Source organism: Bradyrhizobium sp. CCBAU 51627 (genome assembly GCF_028128765.1).
Classification (GTDB): Bacteria; Pseudomonadota; Alphaproteobacteria; order Rhizobiales; family Xanthobacteraceae; genus Bradyrhizobium.
In genome coordinates this window covers 21832-41595 of sequence record NZ_LBJG01000079.1, presented here as the reverse complement: position 1 = coordinate 41595, position 19764 = coordinate 21832, and the positions used below count along the sequence as shown (strand labels likewise).

The 19764-nt window shown below is 62.7% G+C and carries 19 protein-coding genes; 3 read left to right on the top strand and 16 right to left on the bottom strand.

Annotation, left to right across the window (positions count from 1 at the left end; genetic code table 11):
• The first annotated feature begins 2 nt into the window (after nucleotides 1-2).
• A complete protein-coding gene (gene fdhD, locus XH88_RS27900; RefSeq protein ID WP_271671431.1) occupies nucleotides 3-833 on the top strand; it encodes a formate dehydrogenase accessory sulfurtransferase FdhD in 831 nt (276 codons plus the stop codon).
• Nucleotides 820-1056, top strand: a complete 237-nt coding sequence (locus tag XH88_RS27895) for a formate dehydrogenase subunit delta (protein ID WP_271671430.1) — start codon at nucleotides 820-822, stop codon at nucleotides 1054-1056. Before fdhD ends, XH88_RS27895 begins: the two co-directional genes overlap by 14 nt.
• On the opposite strand, the gene XH88_RS27890 is transcribed toward XH88_RS27895, so the two are convergent.
• The 3 genes from XH88_RS27890 to XH88_RS27880 all read right to left on the bottom strand — a co-directional run bounded on the left by XH88_RS27890 (nucleotide 1022) and on the right by XH88_RS27880 (nucleotide 6148).
• Nucleotides 1022-4000 (bottom strand): bifunctional [glutamine synthetase] adenylyltransferase/[glutamine synthetase]-adenylyl-L-tyrosine phosphorylase, encoded by a 2979-nt coding sequence (locus tag XH88_RS27890; RefSeq protein WP_271671429.1) that lies wholly within the window; start codon nucleotides 3998-4000, stop codon nucleotides 1022-1024. The genes XH88_RS27895 and XH88_RS27890 overlap by 35 nt on opposite strands.
• Nucleotides 3997-5457, bottom strand: coding sequence for a sensor histidine kinase (locus XH88_RS27885; protein WP_271671428.1), 1461 nt, complete (start codon nucleotides 5455-5457; stop codon nucleotides 3997-3999). The genes XH88_RS27890 and XH88_RS27885 overlap by 4 nt, the downstream gene beginning before the upstream one ends.
• A gap of 436 nt (nucleotides 5458-5893) precedes the next feature.
• On the bottom strand, nucleotides 5894-6148 hold the full coding sequence (locus tag XH88_RS27880) for a hypothetical protein (RefSeq protein ID WP_271671427.1): 255 nt from the start codon (nucleotides 6146-6148) through the stop codon (nucleotides 5894-5896).
• Nucleotides 6149-6814: 666 nt separating this feature from the next.
• Between XH88_RS27880 and XH88_RS27875 the strand changes: the two genes are divergently transcribed.
• Complete coding sequence (locus tag XH88_RS27875; RefSeq protein WP_271671426.1) at nucleotides 6815-7231, top strand: hypothetical protein; 417 nt, start codon at nucleotides 6815-6817, stop codon at nucleotides 7229-7231.
• A gap of 74 nt (nucleotides 7232-7305) precedes the next feature.
• Here XH88_RS27875 and XH88_RS27870 read toward each other — a convergent pair whose 3' ends face one another.
• The 13 genes from XH88_RS27870 to cpaB form a co-directional block, all read right to left on the bottom strand.
• Nucleotides 7306-7848, bottom strand: a complete 543-nt coding sequence (locus tag XH88_RS27870; protein WP_271671425.1) for a tetratricopeptide repeat protein — start codon at nucleotides 7846-7848, stop codon at nucleotides 7306-7308.
• A 129-nt stretch (nucleotides 7849-7977) separates the two neighbouring features.
• Nucleotides 7978-8364, bottom strand: a complete 387-nt coding sequence (locus XH88_RS27865) for a hypothetical protein (protein ID WP_271671424.1) — start codon at nucleotides 8362-8364, stop codon at nucleotides 7978-7980.
• Nucleotides 8365-8373: 9 nt separating this feature from the next.
• Nucleotides 8374-9969 (bottom strand): type II and III secretion system protein family protein, encoded by a 1596-nt coding sequence (locus tag XH88_RS27860; protein ID WP_271671457.1) that lies wholly within the window; start codon nucleotides 9967-9969, stop codon nucleotides 8374-8376.
• 424 nt (nucleotides 9970-10393) lie between these two features.
• Nucleotides 10394-11389, bottom strand: coding sequence for a phosphatase PAP2 family protein (locus XH88_RS27855; RefSeq protein ID WP_271671423.1), 996 nt, complete (start codon nucleotides 11387-11389; stop codon nucleotides 10394-10396).
• Between the two features lie 57 nt (nucleotides 11390-11446).
• Entirely contained in the window at nucleotides 11447-11884 is a 438-nt protein-coding gene (locus XH88_RS27850; protein WP_271671422.1) for a TadE/TadG family type IV pilus assembly protein, read from the bottom strand.
• A complete protein-coding gene (locus XH88_RS27845; protein WP_271671421.1) occupies nucleotides 11865-12296 on the bottom strand; it encodes a TadE/TadG family type IV pilus assembly protein in 432 nt (143 codons plus the stop codon). Before XH88_RS27845 ends, XH88_RS27850 begins: the two co-directional genes overlap by 20 nt.
• Before the next feature lie 9 nt (nucleotides 12297-12305).
• A complete protein-coding gene (locus tag XH88_RS27840; RefSeq protein WP_271671456.1) occupies nucleotides 12306-13682 on the bottom strand; it encodes a pilus assembly protein TadG-related protein in 1377 nt (458 codons plus the stop codon).
• 25 nt (nucleotides 13683-13707) lie between these two features.
• On the bottom strand, nucleotides 13708-14352 hold the full coding sequence (locus XH88_RS27835) for a methyltransferase family protein (RefSeq protein WP_271671420.1): 645 nt from the start codon (nucleotides 14350-14352) through the stop codon (nucleotides 13708-13710).
• A 3-nt stretch (nucleotides 14353-14355) separates the two neighbouring features.
• Complete coding sequence (locus XH88_RS27830; RefSeq protein WP_271671419.1) at nucleotides 14356-15216, bottom strand: type II secretion system F family protein; 861 nt, start codon at nucleotides 15214-15216, stop codon at nucleotides 14356-14358.
• Nucleotides 15217-15260: 44 nt separating this feature from the next.
• Nucleotides 15261-16193, bottom strand: coding sequence for a type II secretion system F family protein (locus XH88_RS27825; RefSeq protein ID WP_271671418.1), 933 nt, complete (start codon nucleotides 16191-16193; stop codon nucleotides 15261-15263).
• Nucleotides 16190-17626, bottom strand: a complete 1437-nt coding sequence (locus XH88_RS27820) for a CpaF family protein (protein ID WP_271671417.1) — start codon at nucleotides 17624-17626, stop codon at nucleotides 16190-16192. Before XH88_RS27820 ends, XH88_RS27825 begins: the two co-directional genes overlap by 4 nt.
• Nucleotides 17623-18816 carry an AAA family ATPase gene (locus tag XH88_RS27815; RefSeq protein WP_271671416.1) on the bottom strand — a complete coding sequence of 398 codons (1194 nt, stop codon included), beginning with the start codon at nucleotides 18814-18816 and terminating at the stop codon, nucleotides 17623-17625. The genes XH88_RS27820 and XH88_RS27815 overlap by 4 nt, the downstream gene beginning before the upstream one ends.
• Nucleotides 18816-19763, bottom strand: a complete 948-nt coding sequence (cpaB, locus tag XH88_RS27810) for a Flp pilus assembly protein CpaB (protein WP_271671415.1) — start codon at nucleotides 19761-19763, stop codon at nucleotides 18816-18818. The genes XH88_RS27815 and cpaB overlap by 1 nt, the downstream gene beginning before the upstream one ends.
• Between the last annotated feature and the right edge of the window lies 1 nt (nucleotide 19764).

Sequence of the window (19764 nt, the reverse complement as noted above, 5' to 3'; positions counted from 1 at the left end):
GCATGCACGTGCCGGTTCAGGCGATCGACCGCGAAATCTGGCGCGACAGTGTCGCGTCCGAGGGAACGCGACTGATCCCCGAGGAGACCCCCCTGGCGCTGACCTATAATGGCGGCACCTACGCCGTCATGATGGGGACGCCCCAGAACCTGGAGGATTTTGCGGTCGGCTTCAGCCTGGACGAAGGCATCATCAGATCGGTCGACGACATCAAGTCGCTCGATGTGGTCCGCCTCGACGAGGGCATCGAGCTGCGCATGTGGCTGGCGCCCGAGGACGCCGCGCGCATCAGCGAGCGCCGGCGCCACATTGCAGGTCCCACCGGCTGCGGCATCTGTGGCATCGAATCCATCGCCGAAGCCGTGCGGCCTGCTTCCATTGTGCTGCAGGGGCAGACCTTCACGCCGCAGCAGATCATGGCGGCGATGCAGGCGATCACCCCCCTGCAATCGATCAACATGCAGACCCGCGCGGTCCACGCCGCGGCCTTCTGGTCGCCCTCGCGTGGCATTGCCGCCCTGCGCGAGGACGTCGGCCGCCATAACGCCCTCGACAAGCTCGCCGGTGCGCTGGCGCGCGGCCGGACGAACGCGCGCACCGGCATGGTGCTGCTGACGAGCCGCGTCTCTGTCGAGATGGTGCAGAAGACGGCCGCTATCGGCGCGTCCGTGCTGGTCGCGGTTTCCGCCCCCACCGCGCTTGCGGTCCGCACCGCAACCGCAGCGGGCATCACGCTGATTGCAATTGCCCGCAGTGACGGGTTCGAAGTGTTCACGCACCACGGCCGCATTGCGGCTCATAGTGCCACGGAGATTATCGATGTCGTCGCCTGACCGCCTCGTCTACATGGCCAACCAGATCGGCACCTTCTTCCGCAGTCAGGGTCACGACAAGGCCGTGCCCGGGATCGCCGACCACATCAGGAAGTTCTGGGATCCCCGGATGAAGCGCGCGATCTTCGCGCATCTGGAGGCCGGCGGAGCGGGACTGGAACCGAACGTGCTCGAAGCGCTCAAGGCGCTCAAGCAGACGACTTCCCTTCCAGAAGCGCACTGAACACGCGCCGCACCTCGCTCTGCGTCTCCTTCACCCGCGCCTCCAGCGAGGAGAAATCCGGCGCATCGCCAGCGCGCGCCATCACGCGCTGAAGGTCGGTGCCCGCCGTCTCCGGCTTGAAGCGGTCACTGACGCAGAGCCTTAAGATCTGCGTCAGGTCATGATAGAGCCGCGCGGCGGCGCGCAATATCTCGGTCTCGGATTGTGCGAGTACGCCGAGCCTGCATGCATTTTCCAGCACCTGTATCGTGCCGACGCCGAGAATCTCCGGCTTGTCATGAGCATGCACGAGCTGGAGATATTGCGCGATGAAGTCGATGTCGACCATGCCGCCGGCGGCATATTTGAGATCCCAATGGTCGGTCTCGCCCTTCTCCTGCGCGATCGCGCGCCGCATGTCCGCGACATCGGTGGCGATGATTGCGGGATCGCGACGCCGGGTCAGGACCTCGCGGATGACGAGCTGAATTCGGTCCCGGAATTCCGGCGATGCCGACACCACGCGCGCACGCGTCAACGCCATGTGCTCCCAGGTCCAGGCCTCGTTGGCCTGGTAGTCCGCGAAGGAGACGAGGCTCGATGCCACCGGACCGGCGCGCCCGGAGGGCCGCAGCCGCATGTCGATCTCGTAGAGCACGCCATAATTGGTGCGGGTCGTGAACGCGCTGATCAGACGCTGGGTGAAGCGGGCGAAATAATGCGCACCCTGAAGTGATTTCTGGCCGTCGGAATCCGGATTCTCGCTGTCGAAATCGTACAGCAGGATCAGATCGAGATCCGAGGATGCCGTCATCTCGCGGCTGCCGAGCCGGCCCATCGCGATGATCGCGGTCTCCTGTCCCTTGATCCGGCCGTACTGGGCTGCAAAGCGATCGGCGACGAGGCCGTGCACGGTGTGAACGATGCCTTCGGCAACGTCGGCGAAAGCCGTGCTCGCCTGCTGCGCCGAGACGGTGCCCGAGAGGATGCGCGTGCCGATCAGGAACAGGCTTTCCTGCCCAAAGAGACGCAGGCGGTCCAGAAACTCCTCGTAGGAGCCCGCGTCCTGCACCGTGGCCGCGAGCCGCGCCGACAATTCCTGACGATCCGGCATCGCGCCGAAGAAGCGAGGGTCGATCAGGCCGTCCATCAGCTGCGGCTGCCGCGCCAGCATCTCGCCAAGCCGGGGCGCCGCGCCCAGCACCAGCGCCACGAGCGCAACGAGATCGCGGTTCTGGCTGAGCAGCGTGATCAGCCGCCCGCCGCGCTGGAGCGCCACGAGGAACTGATCGAATGCCACGACGGCGCGATCCGGCTCCTCGGCATGTGCGAGGCCGTCGATCAGGGCTGGCACGAACTCGACGAAGGCGCTGCGCGTCGCCTCATTGCGGAATGCGCGATAGTCGCCGGTGATCCAGTCGCGAACGGTCTGCGCTACCGCGGCGGGCTTCTTGAAACCGAGCGCCGCCAGGTGCTGCAGCAGGCGTGGATCTTCCGGACCTGCACTGTAGTCAAGCGCCGGCAGTTTGGCCGTGCCGGTTGGATCATCGCCTTCAAAAAGCTTCTCGTAGTGCCCCTGAACGATCTCGAGCTGGCGCAGCAGGTCGCACGCGAAGGCCTCGCGATTGTCGTAGCCCGAGAACCAGGCGAAGCGCTCGACTGCGTCCCTGTCTTCGGGCAAAGCGTGGGTCTGCTCGTCGGCGATCATCTGCAGACGATGCTCGACCCGGCGCAGGAATTCATAGGCCGTGGTCAGTTCATCACGCGCGGCAGAGGTGATCCAGTTGCTGGACGCCAGGACGTTGAGCGCAGTCAGCGTCGGCCGCACCCGCAATTCCGGATGGCGGCCGCCGGCGATCAGCTGCTGGGTCTGCGCGAAGAATTCGATCTCGCGGATGCCGCCGCGGCCGACCTTGACGTTGTGCCCCTCAACCGCGATCTCGCTCTGGCCACGATAGGTCTGCATCTGCCGCTTCATATCGTGCACGTCCGCGAGCGCGGCGAAATCGAGATGCTTGCGCCAGACGAAGGGCGCGATTTCGGCCAGCAGAGCCTCGCCCGCCCTGGCATCGCCGGCGCAGGCGCGCGCCTTGATCATCGCGGCGCGCTCCCAGGTGCGCCCTTCCCGCTCGTAATAGTTCAGCGCGGCGTCTCGCGAGATCGCAACCTGCGTCGAGGACGGATCGGGTCGCAGCCGCAGATCGACGCGGAAGACGTAACCGTCATAGGTCCGTTGCTGAAGAATACGCGCCAGGCCCTGCGTCACCCGGACGAAGAACGGCTGCGGCTCGATATCAGGCGCGAGCGTCGTGGCATCCGGATCGAAGAACACGATGAGGTCGATATCACTGGAATAGTTCAGCTCGCCCGCACCCATCTTGCCCATGGCGAGCACGATCAGGCCGCAGCCGACGTCCGGCGCCTCGGGATCTGATGGCACGAGCTTGCCGCGTGCGGCTTCCTGTCGCAGCAGGTGTTGAAGCGCCGCCTGTACCGAGGAGACGGCAAGGTCGGTCAGCGCCGCGGTCACCCGCATCACTGGCCAGACCCCACCGATGTCGCACAGCGCAATCAACAGCGCCGCCTCCGCCTTCATGCGGCGGAGCAGCCGCATCACCTCCACCTCGTCGGGAGCGGCGAGCGCGGCGGCTCTGGTCTCCGCTATCAGTGCGGCGAGATGTGCGTCCGGATCGCATTCGAGCAGCCGGATCAGGCGCGGCACATCGGCACGCACCAGATCGGACAGATAGGGCGAGAATTCCGCGATGCCGGTCAGGATGTTCCGGGCGAAGGGGTGGACCAGCAGCGCCTCGAGACGGGCCTGATGTGCCGGCCCGAGTTCGGCCAACCACGTCTCAAGACGTCGTTCATCGATTGCGGAAGCGGCAATATGGGGAGCCTCCGCGAAGCGTGCGGCCAGGCTCTTCCCAGTCTTGTCCGCGTTTCCCGGCGCGGAGTGGTTCATGCCACCTTCTGTGGCACATCCGGTATTGGCGGAGCAACCCTATCGCCGGCGCCCGCGCGCGCCGGCAGCACCAGCGTGGCGACGAGACCGGGCTGGGCGTCGCCGAGCCGCAGTTCGCCACCATGCAGCGTCGCAACGGCCGAGGCGAGACTGAGGCCGAGGCCTGAGCCCGGCAGCGTGCGGCTCGCTTCGAGCCGCACGAATCGTTCGACCGCATGCTTGCGATCCGCCTCGGGGATGCCGGGACCGCGATCGGTGACGCTGAGCAGCACCTGATCGCCCTCGCGCTTCGCCTCGATCGTGATCTGCCGCGAGTCCATGCTGACCACGGTTCCACCAGGCTGCGCGACGGGCTTGCCGTATTTGATCGCATTCTCGACCAGATTGGCCAGCGCCTGGCTGATCAATTCGCGGTTGGCGTGAACCGGCGTCGGCTCGGCCCTCACCTTCAAGGTCATGCCGTCATCTTCGGCGAGCGGCTCATAGAGCTCGTGGATGCCGCCCGCGACCTCGGCGGCGTCGAAATCATCCATGTTGCCGCGGGCCTGGCCGGACTCGGCGCGCGCGATCATCAAGAGCGCATTGAAGGTGCGGATCAGTCCATCGGATTCCTCGATGGTCCGCTCGAGCGCGGCACGATAGTCGGCCTCGCAGCCCGATTTCGCCAGCGCCTCCTCGGCACGATTGCGCAGGCGGGTCAGCGGCGTCTTGAGGTCATGAGCGATGTTGTCGGAGACCTCCTTCAGCCCCGCCATCAGCGCCTCGATCCGCTCCAGCATGGCGTTGAGGTTCTCGGCGAGGCGGTCGAGCTCATCGCCGCTGCGCCCGACCGGCAGGCGCTCGCTGAGATCGCCGGTCATGATGCGATGCGCGGTGCCGGACATCGCATCGATGCGCGTCAGCACCCTGCGCGCGACGAAGACGCCGCCACCGAGGCCGAGCACGACGACGATAAGGATCGACCATTGCGCGGCCTTGGCGACGATGCCGAACAAGCGTCGCCGCTCGGCGAGGTCGCGGCCGATCAGGAGCCGGAAACCGTTCTCGAGCTCGGTGACGCGCACCAGCGCACGATGGTCGCGGTCGTCCGCGTCCTCGATGCGCCGATAGGCAGTTTCCGACCAGCCGCGCGTCGCCATCACGCCCGGTGCGAGCGAGCCGACATTGCCGGCAACAGCCTGCCCGGTCGGCGTGGTCACGAGATACAGATTGGCGCCCGGCCGGAGCGCCCGGTACTCGATCGTGCGCACCAGGCCGAACAGGCCGCGGCGGCCGTAGATCTCGTTGATCTCCGAGGTCTCGGCATTCACCGTCTGCGTGATCTCTTCGGTGATCAGCCGCCGCGTGTTCCAGGCGAAATAGCCGAGCAGCGAGGCCGCAAACATCGCGAACAGCAGCAGATAAACCAGCGTCAGCCGGAACGCCGTGGTGCGGACGAGTTTACCGAATGCCGTCACGGATCATGTATCCAATTTGAGCGTTTCGCCTGAGATCACGGACCGTCGCCACCGTATTATTTGCCTTTGTTTTCAATGGGCTGCCTGCATCTTCCGCGGCCTGACCTCGCTGAAAGTCGCCGAACATTGGCGGGTTCTAGTGAAAAACCGGTCAGTTGACGAAGAGATGACCATCACGACCGAGCGTCCGTGACGGTAAATGGTTAACGGAACGGGAACGTTAAAGTGGCACTCAATGCGAACCAAGTTAAATCCCTGCAACCTGGCGCTCATGCGGGGACGTTGGGGTCCCTTATCTGCGGGCGACCGGCATCGGTGTGGTCGCAAGGCCCTTCGGCGCTGGACGAGCCTGAAGGGCGGCCAATGCTCGGCGGCGGCCGATCAGAGAAACACCGCGCCCCTTGCCGCTGCCACTTTCGAGGCGACGGGCCGCGCTCTACCCCAGAATGACCAGTGCGAGCAGGCCGGAGCTAAACAAGGCGACGCCCACCAGTGTAATCGCCAGAAAAGCAAGAGAAGTGAATTCTTCACGCATGTCCGTGTGCCCAGGGGTCACCACGCTCCGATCATCACGAGAGTGGCTATGCTCAAGGCCGAGCAGCACAAAATGATGACTGGTGTAACTAAATTCCGTTGAGACCACATTGCCGACGCTCCGAGTTGGAGAGAACGAGGAGAATAGCGCGGCCATGTTTTTCCCTGACTTCGTAGTTGCCGGAAAGTGGTTTCAATCCAGGACCATTTGTTTCGTCTTCGCGCGGACGGACGAAGTCACCTTTAGGGATTCGCGAGCGAAAGATGGAACCGGTACTCAATTGACAGGAGCCTCGCTTATCGGCACGGTTTTCAAGATCTGCTGGGATGATTTGCAAATTCGGCGTCGGACTCAAAAAGGAGCAGCTTCCACAACGACTGTTACCGATGCCTCGGGCAGAACAACCGCTGAAGTTGAAAGATGGCTCCATCGCGAACGGATATCGGACGACTTGATCACCAGATGGAGGATGATCCGTTCCGCACTCATCCACACGTCACCGCCCAGTCACCGGAGGACGATTGCGCCGGCGAGGAGCGAGCGCCGCAACCGGGCGACGATCAAAGCAGCAGCGCGCCCATCATTCACCCGCCCCTAGAAGTCTCGTCGTCCGCGCATTTCGGTTCCGGGCCGGATCAGGCCGGACGCATGAGCGCAATTGCAAATTGGCGGCGGCGAGGACGCCGCATCTGGCGCGGACATCTCCAGCGCGATCAACTTCCCGAAGCGACTGGCGGGTCGATGGGAAACATCGAGCGCTGGCTGCTCGCATTGCTGAGCGTACTCGCCGTCGTGAGCTGCGTTTGCGCGGCCATTGTCTTCATGCAGGCGGCGGCGCTAAAGGCTGAAGTCGCCACGCTGCAGCGCGAGATCATCGCGCTCAAGCTGCACATTGCCAGGCTCGATCAGATCGCAAGTGCCAATGAGGTCCGTGAGAAGCCAAGCAGTGAAACACCCAAGCCGCCGCCCGAGAATCGCCCCGACCAAGCCGGTCTCACCCTATCGCGCGAAGAGATTCAGCTTATCCGCGACTATATCAAGCCGGCCCCGGTTGCGGGCGCCGCGACTGAACCCATCAAGGTTGGGGATCCCGTCACGGGAGAAACAATCCCCTTCCCGTCTCCGATCACGGAGAAGGTTCGAAAGCTGCTCGGCGCGAGATTTACCATTCGCAGCGGCGTCATCGTCATCATCCGAAACGGCAGCCGTCAGGCTGACGTCGTGATCGGGCCGAGTTGAACGAAGCGGCTAACACCGCCGGCCTAAGCCAGCATCGCGCGCGCCCCTTAATGCACGCCAGCGTGCATATCAAACTACGGCGATGGCTGATTATTCGGCGGCCTTTCGATGAACCGACGGCTGCCGTTGAGAAGCTCGAGATTGTTGGCGATCACCGGGTTGCCTGGATCGAGCGAGTAAGCCTTCTCAAACTTTCGCCGCGCCGCGCTCAGATTGCCGCGCAGCATGTACGAGTAGCCCAGGTCATTCAGGATTTGAACGGTCTCGCCCCCCAGCCGGATCGCCTGCGCATAAGCCTGATCGGCAAGATCAAAGCGACGCAACCGATCATAGCTCGCCGCGAGTCCAGTCCAGGCCGTCAGGTCTTTCGGTGATTTCTCGACAGCGTCCTTGAAATAGCGCTGGGAGAGCCCGTAGTTGCCGCGGTTGTAATGCTCCAGCCCCAGCCGAACGGGTTCGTCCGACGGGTAATATTTGACGTCGGTCGGCTCCTGGACGGGGTCCGGGCCGCCCGCATCCACGGGGGCCACGATTGCGGCCTCCCGCGTCGTGTAGTCACACGCCGCAAGGCCCATCCCCAACAAGCAACAGGTCAGCACTAAGAAGATGCGTCGCATAGCCTGCCCCTGCCCGCTCAGCGGGCTCCTTGAAATATCATCGCTCAATCGCCCGCCAACAACAGGTCGCAAGACCTGCTGTCGGATAGTAACCAACCAGCGCACTCCAGCTTCGAGGCTGAGACACTGTTACTTGCCCGCTCCATTTCCGTTGATCGTCTGGTTGATCGTCTGGTCCGTGGTAATAATCTGCTGGGTGGTGACCGGAGGCGGCTGACCCATCGCTTTCGTCGGATCGCCCATATCGGGAAGCTGATCCACTGGCCGCCTAGTGGCACCGTAGCGGGTCGCGGCGGCGCCAACGCGCCGGGCGTCGTACGCAATCCTGCGATCAACGACATTTCGCGGCCAGGGATTGATCGTGTGGGTGACGGCGTTGACCTCCTTGGCATTGCCAGCGCTCATCGTGATGGTGTCGGACCGCTGCACGTAGCGGTCCATCTCGTCATGGCCGGCGAGACCGTAACATCCCCCCAGCAGGAAAGGCGCGAACAGAACCAGATACCTTATGGTCATCTCTCGCTCCTAGTTGAGGGTCTTCACGACCGGCTGGTTGGCGATGGCCGGTGGCGGAAGGGGCGTCCTGAGTTCAGGAGCGATGATGTGGCCGTATGGGCCCTTCACGTCGCCACCGGAATTGACGTAGTCGTCATAGCGCTTGCGGACTTCCATCTGGCCATTGAGGAAGAAATCAACGTCATTGGCCGGAAGGCGGGAATCGAGCGGAGACGCCAGTTGCTGACCGGGCACAGCCGGTGCGACCAGATGCGGCGTGACGATGATAACCAGATCGGTTTCCTGCTGCTGGTACGACTTGCTGCTGAACAACGTTCCAAGCACCGGCACCGAGCCGATCCAGGGCAATTGCGAGACGTCCTGGCGGTTGCGGGTCTGGAGCAGACCGGCGATGGCAAAGCTCTGGCCGTCGCGCAATTCGACCGTGGTTCGCGCGTCGCGGCGAGTCAGGGCAGGAACTGTCGTCCCCTGGATGACCACCGCATTAGCGAAATCGAGTTCGCTGACCGACGGCTCAATCCGAAGATTGATCACGCCGCGCGAGAGAACGGTGGGCACGAAGGCCAGCTCAACACCGAACTTCTTGTAGTCGATGGTGACAGTGGGAAAACCGTTCGTGGTTGTATTCGGAATTGGTACCGGAAATTCGCCACCGGCGAGGAAGCGGGCGGCATCTCCGGATAGCGTAGTCAAATTCGGCTCGGCCAGCCGGCGAACCAAGCCTTTGGTTTCCAGTGCGGAGATCAGCAAGTCGACCGAGCCGCCGTTGCTGGTTCGAACAAGGCTGGTCAACAAGCTTCCGAACGGGGCAGGAGCTACACCGCCCGCGGCCCCCAACAGCGTCCCCACCGTTCCAAGGACCGGAAGGCTACCGGTCGGGGGAGAACCGACGGGCGTACCACCGGCACCAAGAGGGCCAGGGGCCGTATTGATGCCACCGATCGGTGTTCGACCGGCGGCCGTCACACCGCCGACCCCGCTAATACCGACGTTGGTGCCGTTGGCATTCGCCGCATAGAGATTGACGCCAAGATCACGCCCGGCGTCCCGGTTGACCTCGAGAAAACGGACCTCAAGCATCACTTGTTGCGGTGCCGCAACGCTCATCGCGTTGACGACGGTGCCGCCTTTCGCAACGGTGCTGGTGGCGATCGCCATGGCCCGCTCGGCCGCAACCGCGTCGGCTGCGGTTCCGCTGAGAATCACCTGGCCTTCGGAAGCGGTGACGCGAACCCCCCGCATGCCGGTGCCGGTCCGGATGTTCTGCTGCAAATTGCCGGTATCGATCACCACTTCGACATCGAGGACCCCGATCTGCTTCATCGAGCTGTCGAACAGGATGACGTTGGTGGTGCCGGTCTGCTTGCCCTGCACATAGATCATGTGGTCGCTCAGCGACTTCACATCGACGATATCAGGCGAGCCCGCGACAATGGTCGAAAAAGCGGTGTCGACCTTGAAGGTACGCGACTTGTTGACGACCACCCTGACCCGCTGGACGTCGTTCATTTCGCTGACGAAGACGCCGCCGGAGGAGCCGCGCCGGTCTGCGGCCGCCGCCCGGTCATCGGGCCCAAACAAGGGGAGCCCCACGCCAAGACCCATCGCACCGAAGGCAAGAAGCCTCGCTGCCCATTTACCCAAAATGCTAGCGCTACCCATTCGAGTTCCCCCTGCTGCGATCCGCGGCAATCGCCCGCAAATCTACGCACTCGATGTTCCCCTAAGAGTTCCCCTCCGCGCACCACGTCACAGAGTTTACAGGTCTTCTCATTACAAATCGTTATTTCGCATTTCCAACATCATCATCCCTCCTGCAGCCTCGTCGCAAGACAAGACGTTTGCTGCGACGCTGCAAGGCCATAAAAAACCTGCGAATGTTGCCAGCGAGCACCACTTTCTCTCGATGCTCGGAACTATCCAGCCGTAGAATCACGGCCGGGTTTCGTCTGGCGAGCGCCATGTCGGTTTTCGGCAAATCCGGCACGGGGACCTGCTCTGAGCGTTCAATCCCGGGGCCGTCTGGTTCTCAGGGGGTCGGATGCAGCAGCTTGATAGTGGACGTCTCGCGCCATGGGCCGAACGGAATTCGGCTCGCGCCCTGCCGAGCTGCGCGCAGGACGACGATGGCTGCGAATGCAAGCGTTCCGCCGGCGAGCACATCGACCAGATAATGACCACCAATCGGCGGGATCGCGAGCAGCATGACCATGTTCACCGCTGCGACCACCCATCCGACCAACCCGGTGCCGCGAAAGGCGTGGGTGTAGAGGACCGCCAGTGCCGTGTGGTAGGACGGCATCTGGATGATGCCTTTCAGCGCCAACAGATTGAAGTGCCAGGGCCCCCCCGTCCGCAGTTCCAGCAGGTCCTGCAAAAAGCCGCTGTCATTGGGGGCCAGCACGGCAAACGGACCGAGTGTCGGCCAAACCGCCGAGATCAACACGGTCGGCACCAGGGTGGCGACCATCAAACGCATCAGCTCTTCAATGCGTGCGACCATGTCCCGTTTGCAGAAGTAGATGATGACGAGCAGGAACTGCGAGAACAGGCTGTTGTAGGTCACGACTAGCAGACGGTATACGGTCGGCCGATCGAGCAACACATCGCGCCAGGCTGACCAGTCGAAGCCGATCGCGCGATCCAGCCACTCCATCGTCGCGTCCCGCAGCGGCAATGCGCAACTTGCAGCGACGTAAGACAGAACTGCCGCCGCGGCGACGAACGAGAAGAACCACGCAAGCGCCTCCAGCATGTTCGCTCGACCGCGATTATAATTGCGATAGGCGATGGCAATCGCGAGCAAGGCGGCGATCAGGCCGACCTTGATTTCGGGATGATCGATCGTTAGTCCGATCTGCGCAGCCCAGACGACATCGATGGCTAATAGAAGAAGAACCAATCCCCAAGCCACGGGCCATTGGAGGATCGCGACGCGGCCGGCAGCGTTTGTCATGGCAGCGGATCCGGCATCGTGACCATCATCGCCATTGCTACGAGCTGATCGAGTGTTCATCGGCTTCATGCCCGGGAGTGTTCCAAGAGGGAGTTGAGGTGGGCGCGCTCGGCGCAGTGATCTCGCTCAGTAGCCAAGCTGGGTGCTCTGAGCGACCTGGGTTATCATTCCTCGCCACACAGGCAGCATGAAGCTGAAACTGTAGCTCGCGCTCGCAGTAATCCCCATCACCCCGGTGGTGGAATTGATCGGGGATCGCGAGGCGGACGGCGCCGTTGCAAATCCGCTTGTCCCCAGAAACGGCACGGTCGCCTCTGCTGTCGAGACACTGTGCGTGCCGGTCGCCGGCAGTGCGCACGCGGTGGTCTGGTCCTGGTCGGCGCAGTAGATCAGGGTTTGTCGCACCAGCTCGCTCGCAAGCGTGCGGACTGAATTCGTCGTGACCCAGAACCGTGCCAGATCGCAGACGGCGATGAAGACCGTGAAAAACGTCATGAAGACGAGCACGAGCTCGAAGGCGACAGCCCCTGATCTGTCGAGGGCTCTACTGGATGCGGACTTCATAGCTTGCACTGTTGTTGAATGATCCTGACCAGAGCGGAGTGACAACGCTGGTCGCAGCCACGCTGGCCGAGACATTGACCAGGAAGGGGAAATTGCACGTGGTGCCGGTCGCGATCGCGCTGCAGCTCGTTGTCGCCCCCGCGCAGGAGCAGGTGACAGCAGGCGTTCCGCTCAAGCTCCACCCGGAAGGAAGAGCATTCGTGACTGCGGTTTGAATCCCGCTCGTATCGGTCGGGAAGAAACGGGCATATTCTCCGCCCGCTCGAACTGCCGTTTGTATGGCGATTTGCCGCTGCGCAACGTTGCCGAATCCCGCCGTAGCAAGCAGCAGCGTAAACAACACTAGGGCGCACAGTATGAACTCGATTGCAGCGGTGCCGCGCCGGTCCCGGAGAAACTCGCGGTAGGTCATGGCTTATTCCTACTGCACCAGGGCTACAGTATTATTCTTGGCGGTCGCGGTACCAGTCGTGCTGCACCCCGTCAGGTTTTCCGTGGTATTACCGGTGTAGGTGATCGACCAACCGACGAGAGAGAGACAGCTCTCCGTACCGGAGAATGTGTTGCCGGTCATACAGACGCTGGCATTGGGGAAGTACATTCCCCCGTTCAACGTCACCATCGGGCTGCCCTGGATTGAGACCTGCGCACTGCCGCAGGCGCTGGAGTGTTCGGAATATTGGGCGTCCATATAGAACAGAAGACCATTATAATTCGTGTCGGCGTAGGCGGCGGTCTTCGCAGCACTCATATTGATGGTGCCGCCATTGATGCTCAGCTGGCCCATCTTGTTGGCTGCGCTCCCGGTGAAAATGATCGTGCAACTCGTGCAGGTCAGCGATCCGCCCGACGTCTTGATCGACGAATTGTAGAAGAAGTAGGTCCCGGAGGCCAGGTTCACCGTGTTGCCAGTGCTCACCGTCAGGTCCGCTCCTACGCAGAACACGCCAGTCGAGATGACATACGGAGAAGTTGCAGTCGCCGAGCTCTTGCAGTTCGTGCCGTTGACCGCAGCAGGAATCGCGGACGGATCGGTTTGCAGCGCCTGATACGGATCGGTTGTGGGCGGCTGATACATCATATTCCCGGGCTGGGTGCATGGGCTCCCGCTGCCGGATTGGGTACAACCGCCCGACCCAACCAGAATCGCGTTCGCCTGCGTCTTGTTGGCGCCGGCGCCGGTGAATGAAATCGACTGCGGGCCCGTCATGTTCGAGGACAAGGTGCAAGTCGACGTGGTGACTGCGGCGCTACCGCTAAAACTCAGCCCCCCGCCCAAGGCCAGCGAACATGCCATTGAGGGCGTTGTCAGCGCGGCAGTCGCCACCTCGGTGACGTTGGTCGGGCCCTTTCCCAGGAGAAGGGCGGTGAAGCTGCGCGGCACTGCCCGAACGATGGTTGCCTGGATCGCGTTGCATGACGCCGAGCAGGTTCCGGTCGCGTCGGCGCCGAAGCTTCCGCTGCTCCAGGTGCCCGGCTGGATCGTGACGGTGGCGTTACTCGATCCTGACGTATAGCCGTTATCCGTCGCGACGTTGCGGCCTGCCGTCTGTGCGCTGGAAAAGTCTTTTGCGTTCTGGACAAGCTGCAAAACCCCGGCAACGGCCGCCGCATCGGCCGTATTCTGTCCGTGCCGTCGCTCGAGGTACCAGGTGCTGATCTCCATTCCGAAGCCGGCCATCCCCATGAACCCGACTGCGGATGCCGTGAACATGAAGGCGGTGACACCGCGTCTGTCGCGCAAGAAATCCCGAAGGGGGACGAACCTCGTCGCCCTCACTAGTAACGACCGTACCATGGCAGCCACCTCGACAGCTCGATGCTCACCAGACATAGGGAATCAATCTCCAGCGCGATGCTTCGTAGCCGGAGTACTCAGGACAGGTGCGCCGAAGCAGATCTTCCTCGTAGATGATGCGGCAGACCTGGATGGCGATATGCAGCACGAACACAATCGCCGTGACCGGCGTCAGGAATTGCAGCACGACACCGAGGACTGCGACTTCTTCCGCGAGATAGAGCGGGTGCTTGATCCAGCGATAGGGGCCGGTTTGCACCACCGAGCGTGCCTGCGGCACAAGGCTGAACGCCCCGCCCAGATGCCGGATCGTGACGAGCATCATGATCATGCCGACCAGCACACAAGCGGTTGATGCCAGGTTTGGCAACGCTTCGCCGCTCTTGCCGAAGAAGCCGATCATCCATGGCAGATAGGTGCCGGCGAATGCAGCTATTCTCGGCAGCCAGCCCTCCGCCTGCGCCGTTGCCGGCGACCTCGTCATGATCAAAAGCGCCAGCATGAGGTAGAAGCTGCCGAGGCAGCAGCGCGACAGCAGCGACTGCCAGGGATCGCCAAGCGACGCCGAGATCTTGAACGCGACGCAGACGGCCAGCAACAGGAACCACATGCCGCCAAACAGCTGCATCCAATCGTAAGACGAGCTTTTCGAGACGGTGACTGTGCTCATCGCTTACTTGCCCAGGTTGGAGAATGTATGGACCAGGTGCAGCAATGGGCTTCCACCCATGATGACGAACATGGCCGGAAGCATGAACAACACCATGGGGACAGTCAGCTTGGCGCCGAGCTTGTGTGCCCGCTCCTCCAGCTTGGTGATGCGTTCGCGCCGGAGATCTTCGGCAATGGTGCGCAGCGCCTTGCTGAGCGGCGTTCCGTATTGCAGGCTTTGGCTGACCATGGTGCCGAAGCGACGAACACCATCCGACGTCGCTCCCAACTTCTCGAATGCCTCGGCGCGACTTGGCAGGATCCGGAGATCATCGAGGAGCCCGCGCAAGAGCCGGGACATCGCAGGATTGGTCTCACTCATTTCTTCCGCGACGCGCGTCAGCCCGCTCTCGAGGCCCATTCCCGCCTCGCTGCATACGATCAAGAGATCGATCATGTCCGGCGTACCCAGCCGCACGGCCGCGTCGAACCGCCGGCGCAGCACCGACAGAATGAGCCGTGGCCCCATTATGCCGACCACCGCTGCAATGAGAGTGAGCATCAGCGCATCATTCGGCGACGCCCCGAGGAGCTGGGCAGCGCAGGCGGCAACGACAGGCAGCAGCAACATGCTGACGGTCTTGATCCCGATCCAGATCGGCAGGACCCGATGGTGATTGAAGCCTGCGGATTGGAGGATCGCTCGCAGTTGTTCCAGATTTTCCTCAGCGTAAAAACGCCGATACCGCTTGCCGAGCGATGAAAGCCAACCGGTCAGGTCCCGGAGGTGCGCCGGCTGGCCGGAAATGCCGATCACCGCATTCGACACGCGGGTTTCCAACGTACGAACGTGTATTTCGCGGATGATCAGCAGGAAGGCCACAGTTGCGGCTGCGATGGCGAGGGCGACAACACTCAGACTGGACGTCATAGCGCCGTCTCCCTTCTGATCATCCAGCGTATCACGAAGTGCCCGACAATCACGGAGACCACCGCGTAAGCCAGCATCTTGTTGCCAGTCGGATCGGAGAACAGCAGGTCAACCGATTCCGGATTGATCCAGTACAGGATTCCGCCGATGACCACGGGGGCGCCCGTCAGTGCCCGTGAGGAAAAGATCACCTCGGCCGCCAGCGCCTTCGCGCGCGCTGCCAGCGCGACGCGCTGATTCACGGTCTCACCCAGGGTCTGCAAGGTTTCGGCCAGACCGCCGCCCGATTTCATCTGGACGGCCAGCGTTACAGCGAACATCCCGTACTCGGGAACTTCCGTTCGCCGATAGATGGCTTCCACGGCTTCCTCCGGAGTCTTCCCGAGGCTGATCTCGCTGCACACGATTGCAAACTGGCCGGCCGTTGGTTGCGGCATCTCGCGAGCGACGGTACGAAATGCCTCGGTGACAGGCAGGCCGGATCTGACGGTGCTCGTCACCAGTTGGACGGTGTCGGGCAATTGCCGGAACAGCTGATTGGCAAAGCGTCCCCGCTGCCATCCGAACATGCCGCGCACGACGACGATGGCGACGATTGCAGCCGCGATCGACACATAGAGGGTCGGAAACTGCAGCAGGACATTGCCGTAGAATACTGCCGTTGCGGCCATGACAGCGACAATCACGACGTAAGCCGGGTGCCAATCGTAAGTTATGTCGGGGTTGTAATTGAAGAAGCGCTGGAACGGCTGCCATCTGGATCCGGCCTGTGACCGACGGATGGAGGGCAGGCTAGCCGAATGCACGGCCGGCAGCGCTACCGCGAGTTGGCGGTCGAAGCGTCGCAGCCGAGCATCAAGCCACAATGACATGCTTGCTGCGCCCATCAGGAGCGCGAGAACAACGACAGTCACGAACGGCGGTATCATATCTGCCTCATGGCCTCGGCCCAGGCTCGATCGAGCCCATAATAGACAAGACGGCTCTTGAATTTTGGGACGGCGTGGGTCGACGTGTAGATGCCCGAGATCCTGCCGTGCACATCCTCGTCGGTGTACTCGAACGCGGCGATGTCATTGGTGGTGATCACCTCGCCCTCGAGGCCCGTCACCTCGCTGATCTGGATGATGCGTCGCTGGCCGTCCCGCATGCGCTCGACCTGGACGATGATGTCCAGCGCTGCGACGATCTGGGATCGGATCGCCCGCGACGGCAGGTTGACCTGCCCCATCTGCACCATGTTCTCGATGCGGGTCAGCGCGTCACGGGCGCTGTTGGCATGCACCGTGGAGATCGAACCATCATGGCCGGTGTTCATCGCTTGCAGCATGTCGAACGCTTCGGCGCCGCGCACCTCGCCGACGACGATCCGGTCGGGACGCATGCGCAAGGCATTCCACAGCAGATCGCGCTGGGTTACCTGCCCCGTGCCTTCGAGGCTGGGAGGCCGGGTCTCCAGGCTGATCACGTGCGGCTGCTGAAGCTGCAACTCCGCCGCATCCTCGATCGTTACGACGCGCTCGCTGTGATCGATGAACTGGCTCATCGCGTTCAGCAGCGTCGTCTTGCCCGAACCGGTACCGCCCGAGACCAGGACGTTGAGCCGGCACCGCGCAGCGATCTCCAGCAATTGCCCGATCGACGCGGTCATGGATCCGTTTTCGACCATTCCGGCGATATTCAAGCGGCGGCCTGGAAATTTCCGGATGGAAATGCAGGGGCTGTGAATCGCCAGTGGCGGAAGGATGATGTTGACGCGGCTGCCGTCCGGCAAGCGGCAGTCCACCATCGGACTGGATTCGTCCACGCGCCGGCCGACCTGCGCGGCAATTTTCTGCGCCACCGATGTGATGTGATCGTTGTCGCGGAATCGCACCGCGACCCGCTCCAACTTGCCGCTGCGCTCGACATAGACGTTACTGGGCCCGTTGATCATGATATCGTTGATCGATTGATCCAGCAGAAGCGGACGGAGCGGCCCATAGCCGGTCATGTCGTCCGCGATCTCATCTGCCAGCAGAAGCTGCTCGCGACCCGACAGTTCGAGGCGTTCCTCGTTGGCAATTCCGTGGATGATTTCCTCAATCTGCCGCCGAAGGACATCGCGCGAAACCGTCGCTGCCGCCGACGGCTCGATCTCCGCGATGACGCGTTCCCGTAGAGAAGCCGACATTAGCGGGTGCGCAGAAGCTTCGTCGCGCCTAGGCGCAGACGCGGGCGCGCTTGTCGTTGCCAGGCTCGGCGCAGATGCCGGCAAGGGGGGCGGAGTCGCAGGCGGGCTCGGTGCGGGTGCGCTCGGGCCGGGCATCAGTGAGGGAAGACGAGCCGTCGTGTCGTCTTCGCGGCGACCAAATCTCTTCATAGCCCGAGAAGCCTCCTCAGACGTCCCTTTCGCTCGGCGCCGACGCCCGTGATCTCGCGAACGATCGGGGCGAGATGACGTCGCAGTCCCGACACGTGCTTCAGCGCTGGTACTCCAAGATTGACCGCCTGGGTCATCCCCTTCCCGAGATCGGGAATGACCATGTCCGGCTCGGCGCCCATTGCCTTGACGATCGTCGCCCTGGGAAGCCCCCCAGCACGATCGGCGCGGTTGAGCAAGGTAAAGACGCGATCCTTGCCGGCGATGTTGGTGACGGCGGTGCGCAGTGCATGGGCATTGCGCAATCCAGTCACCTCGGCTTCCAGCAACACCAGCACGTGACGCGACTGAGTGATCACAGGATGGATCGACGGCGGGAACGGGACCGGTACATCGACAACGATGTAGTTGAATCGTTGGCGGAGCAGGCCCAGCACATGCCTCACTCCCGCTTCGGTGATGTCCAGCTGCGCATCCAGCTCCTCATCAGCGGAGATCAGACAAACCCGCTCATTGACCTCGATTGCCGCGCGTTCGAGGAACAACGTGTCAGCCCGCATCGGGTTTTCCAGAGCGATGCGGAGCCCAGGGCCAGGCTGAACACCCAACATCACCGCAGTTTCTCCGCCTTGCAGATGCAGGTCGAGCAGCGCGACCTTGGCCTTGGTGGTCTCGGCCAGTTGCAGTGCAAGGTTGATGGCGATACTGGTTGCTCCGGCGCCGCCCTGCGCCCCGCAGATCGAGATCACATGGCCGCCACGATCGGCTTGAACAGGCGCCACGTCTCCAACCAGCTTCGGCCGCAGCTGGTCCAGCACCATGTCCCGCGTGAGCGGTCTCGGGAGATACTCGGTCAAGCCGATCTCCATAAGCTCGCGATAGAGGGTGATCTCCCTACTCTCACCGATCAGCGCCACACGGACATCTGGCGGGCAGACGCCGGCGAGCCTTTCCAGCTCGGTAAACGGGTCATCGATACCGCTGATGTCCGTCACCAACGCGGATAGGTTGGTGTCGGTCTCGAGCATCCTTATCGCATGACGGATTGTGCCGCGCCTGATCGACAAGTTGCTTCCTTCGAGGCCCTTGCGCAAAGCGACGGCACTATCTTCGTCATTTACAAAGCAGACGATCCGGTCGCGCGTGACGACAGATGCAGCTTCAGGCGGACTGGCAATGGCGATGTTCATCAACGTTTCTCCGGCAGCTGACCCGCGAACCCGATCGTCGTTGCAGCCGACCGGACGGCCGCCGGTGCCCCGCAGCCGTCGATGTCCGCATCCTGCTTCCTGACCGAGTATTTCTTGATCTCACCGCCGGAATGGATTGCCACCAACGTGGTCTGGCCGGCAATCGCATCCTGGCGAGCAAGCTCCGGCGACACATCGCAGCTGGACATTGCGCCAGTGTCCGCCCTATCCCACTGCTCGACTGCCGCACGCACGGCCAGGGAGAGCGTTCCGAGCTGCTTTGCGACCGCGATCCTCTTGACCTGCTCTGCCGTGAGCTCCAGCGACACGGTCTGCGCAAGCTTGCCCGCCACCGCTCCCAGGGCTCGTCCGCCTTGCGCTATCTCCTGGTCGATCGCGATGACCCGCACATTGCGCAGGAGCGTCTCGCTCAGGGCGCGACGCGCGGGTTCGGCCTTGTCGAACAGCTGGGTCAACTGGACATCGACATAATCCCCCGGCCTGATCAAGCCCGCGACGCCGGATTCCTCGTCGACCTTGATGCTGATGGCACGACTATCCGGCGCCAGAACGCTGGCGAGGAAACCCCGATCCCGGGGTCGCAATATGTCCTGCAGAGTGACGGGACTGCCGGTGTCGACGAACTTGCGAACCAGAGAGCCGGGAAGTCCGATCTTGGTGTCGGCGGTTTCGAGGATCGCTCCTGCCGGGACGCGATCCGGCGATACCGAGCGGATCGCGAAATCTTCCTCACGGGCGAGCGTACCTTTCGACAGCGGACGCGCCGCGACAAAGTAGCCGACAGTCGGAGACGCCGGCGGCGCCGCCGGCTCCACAGCCGCGACCGGGACCTGTTTCGGCCGGTTCATGTCGTACGCAATCAGCCCGAACGCCGCGGTCGCGAGCAGGAACACCATGATGATCGAAATTCGCAGAGCAGATGACATC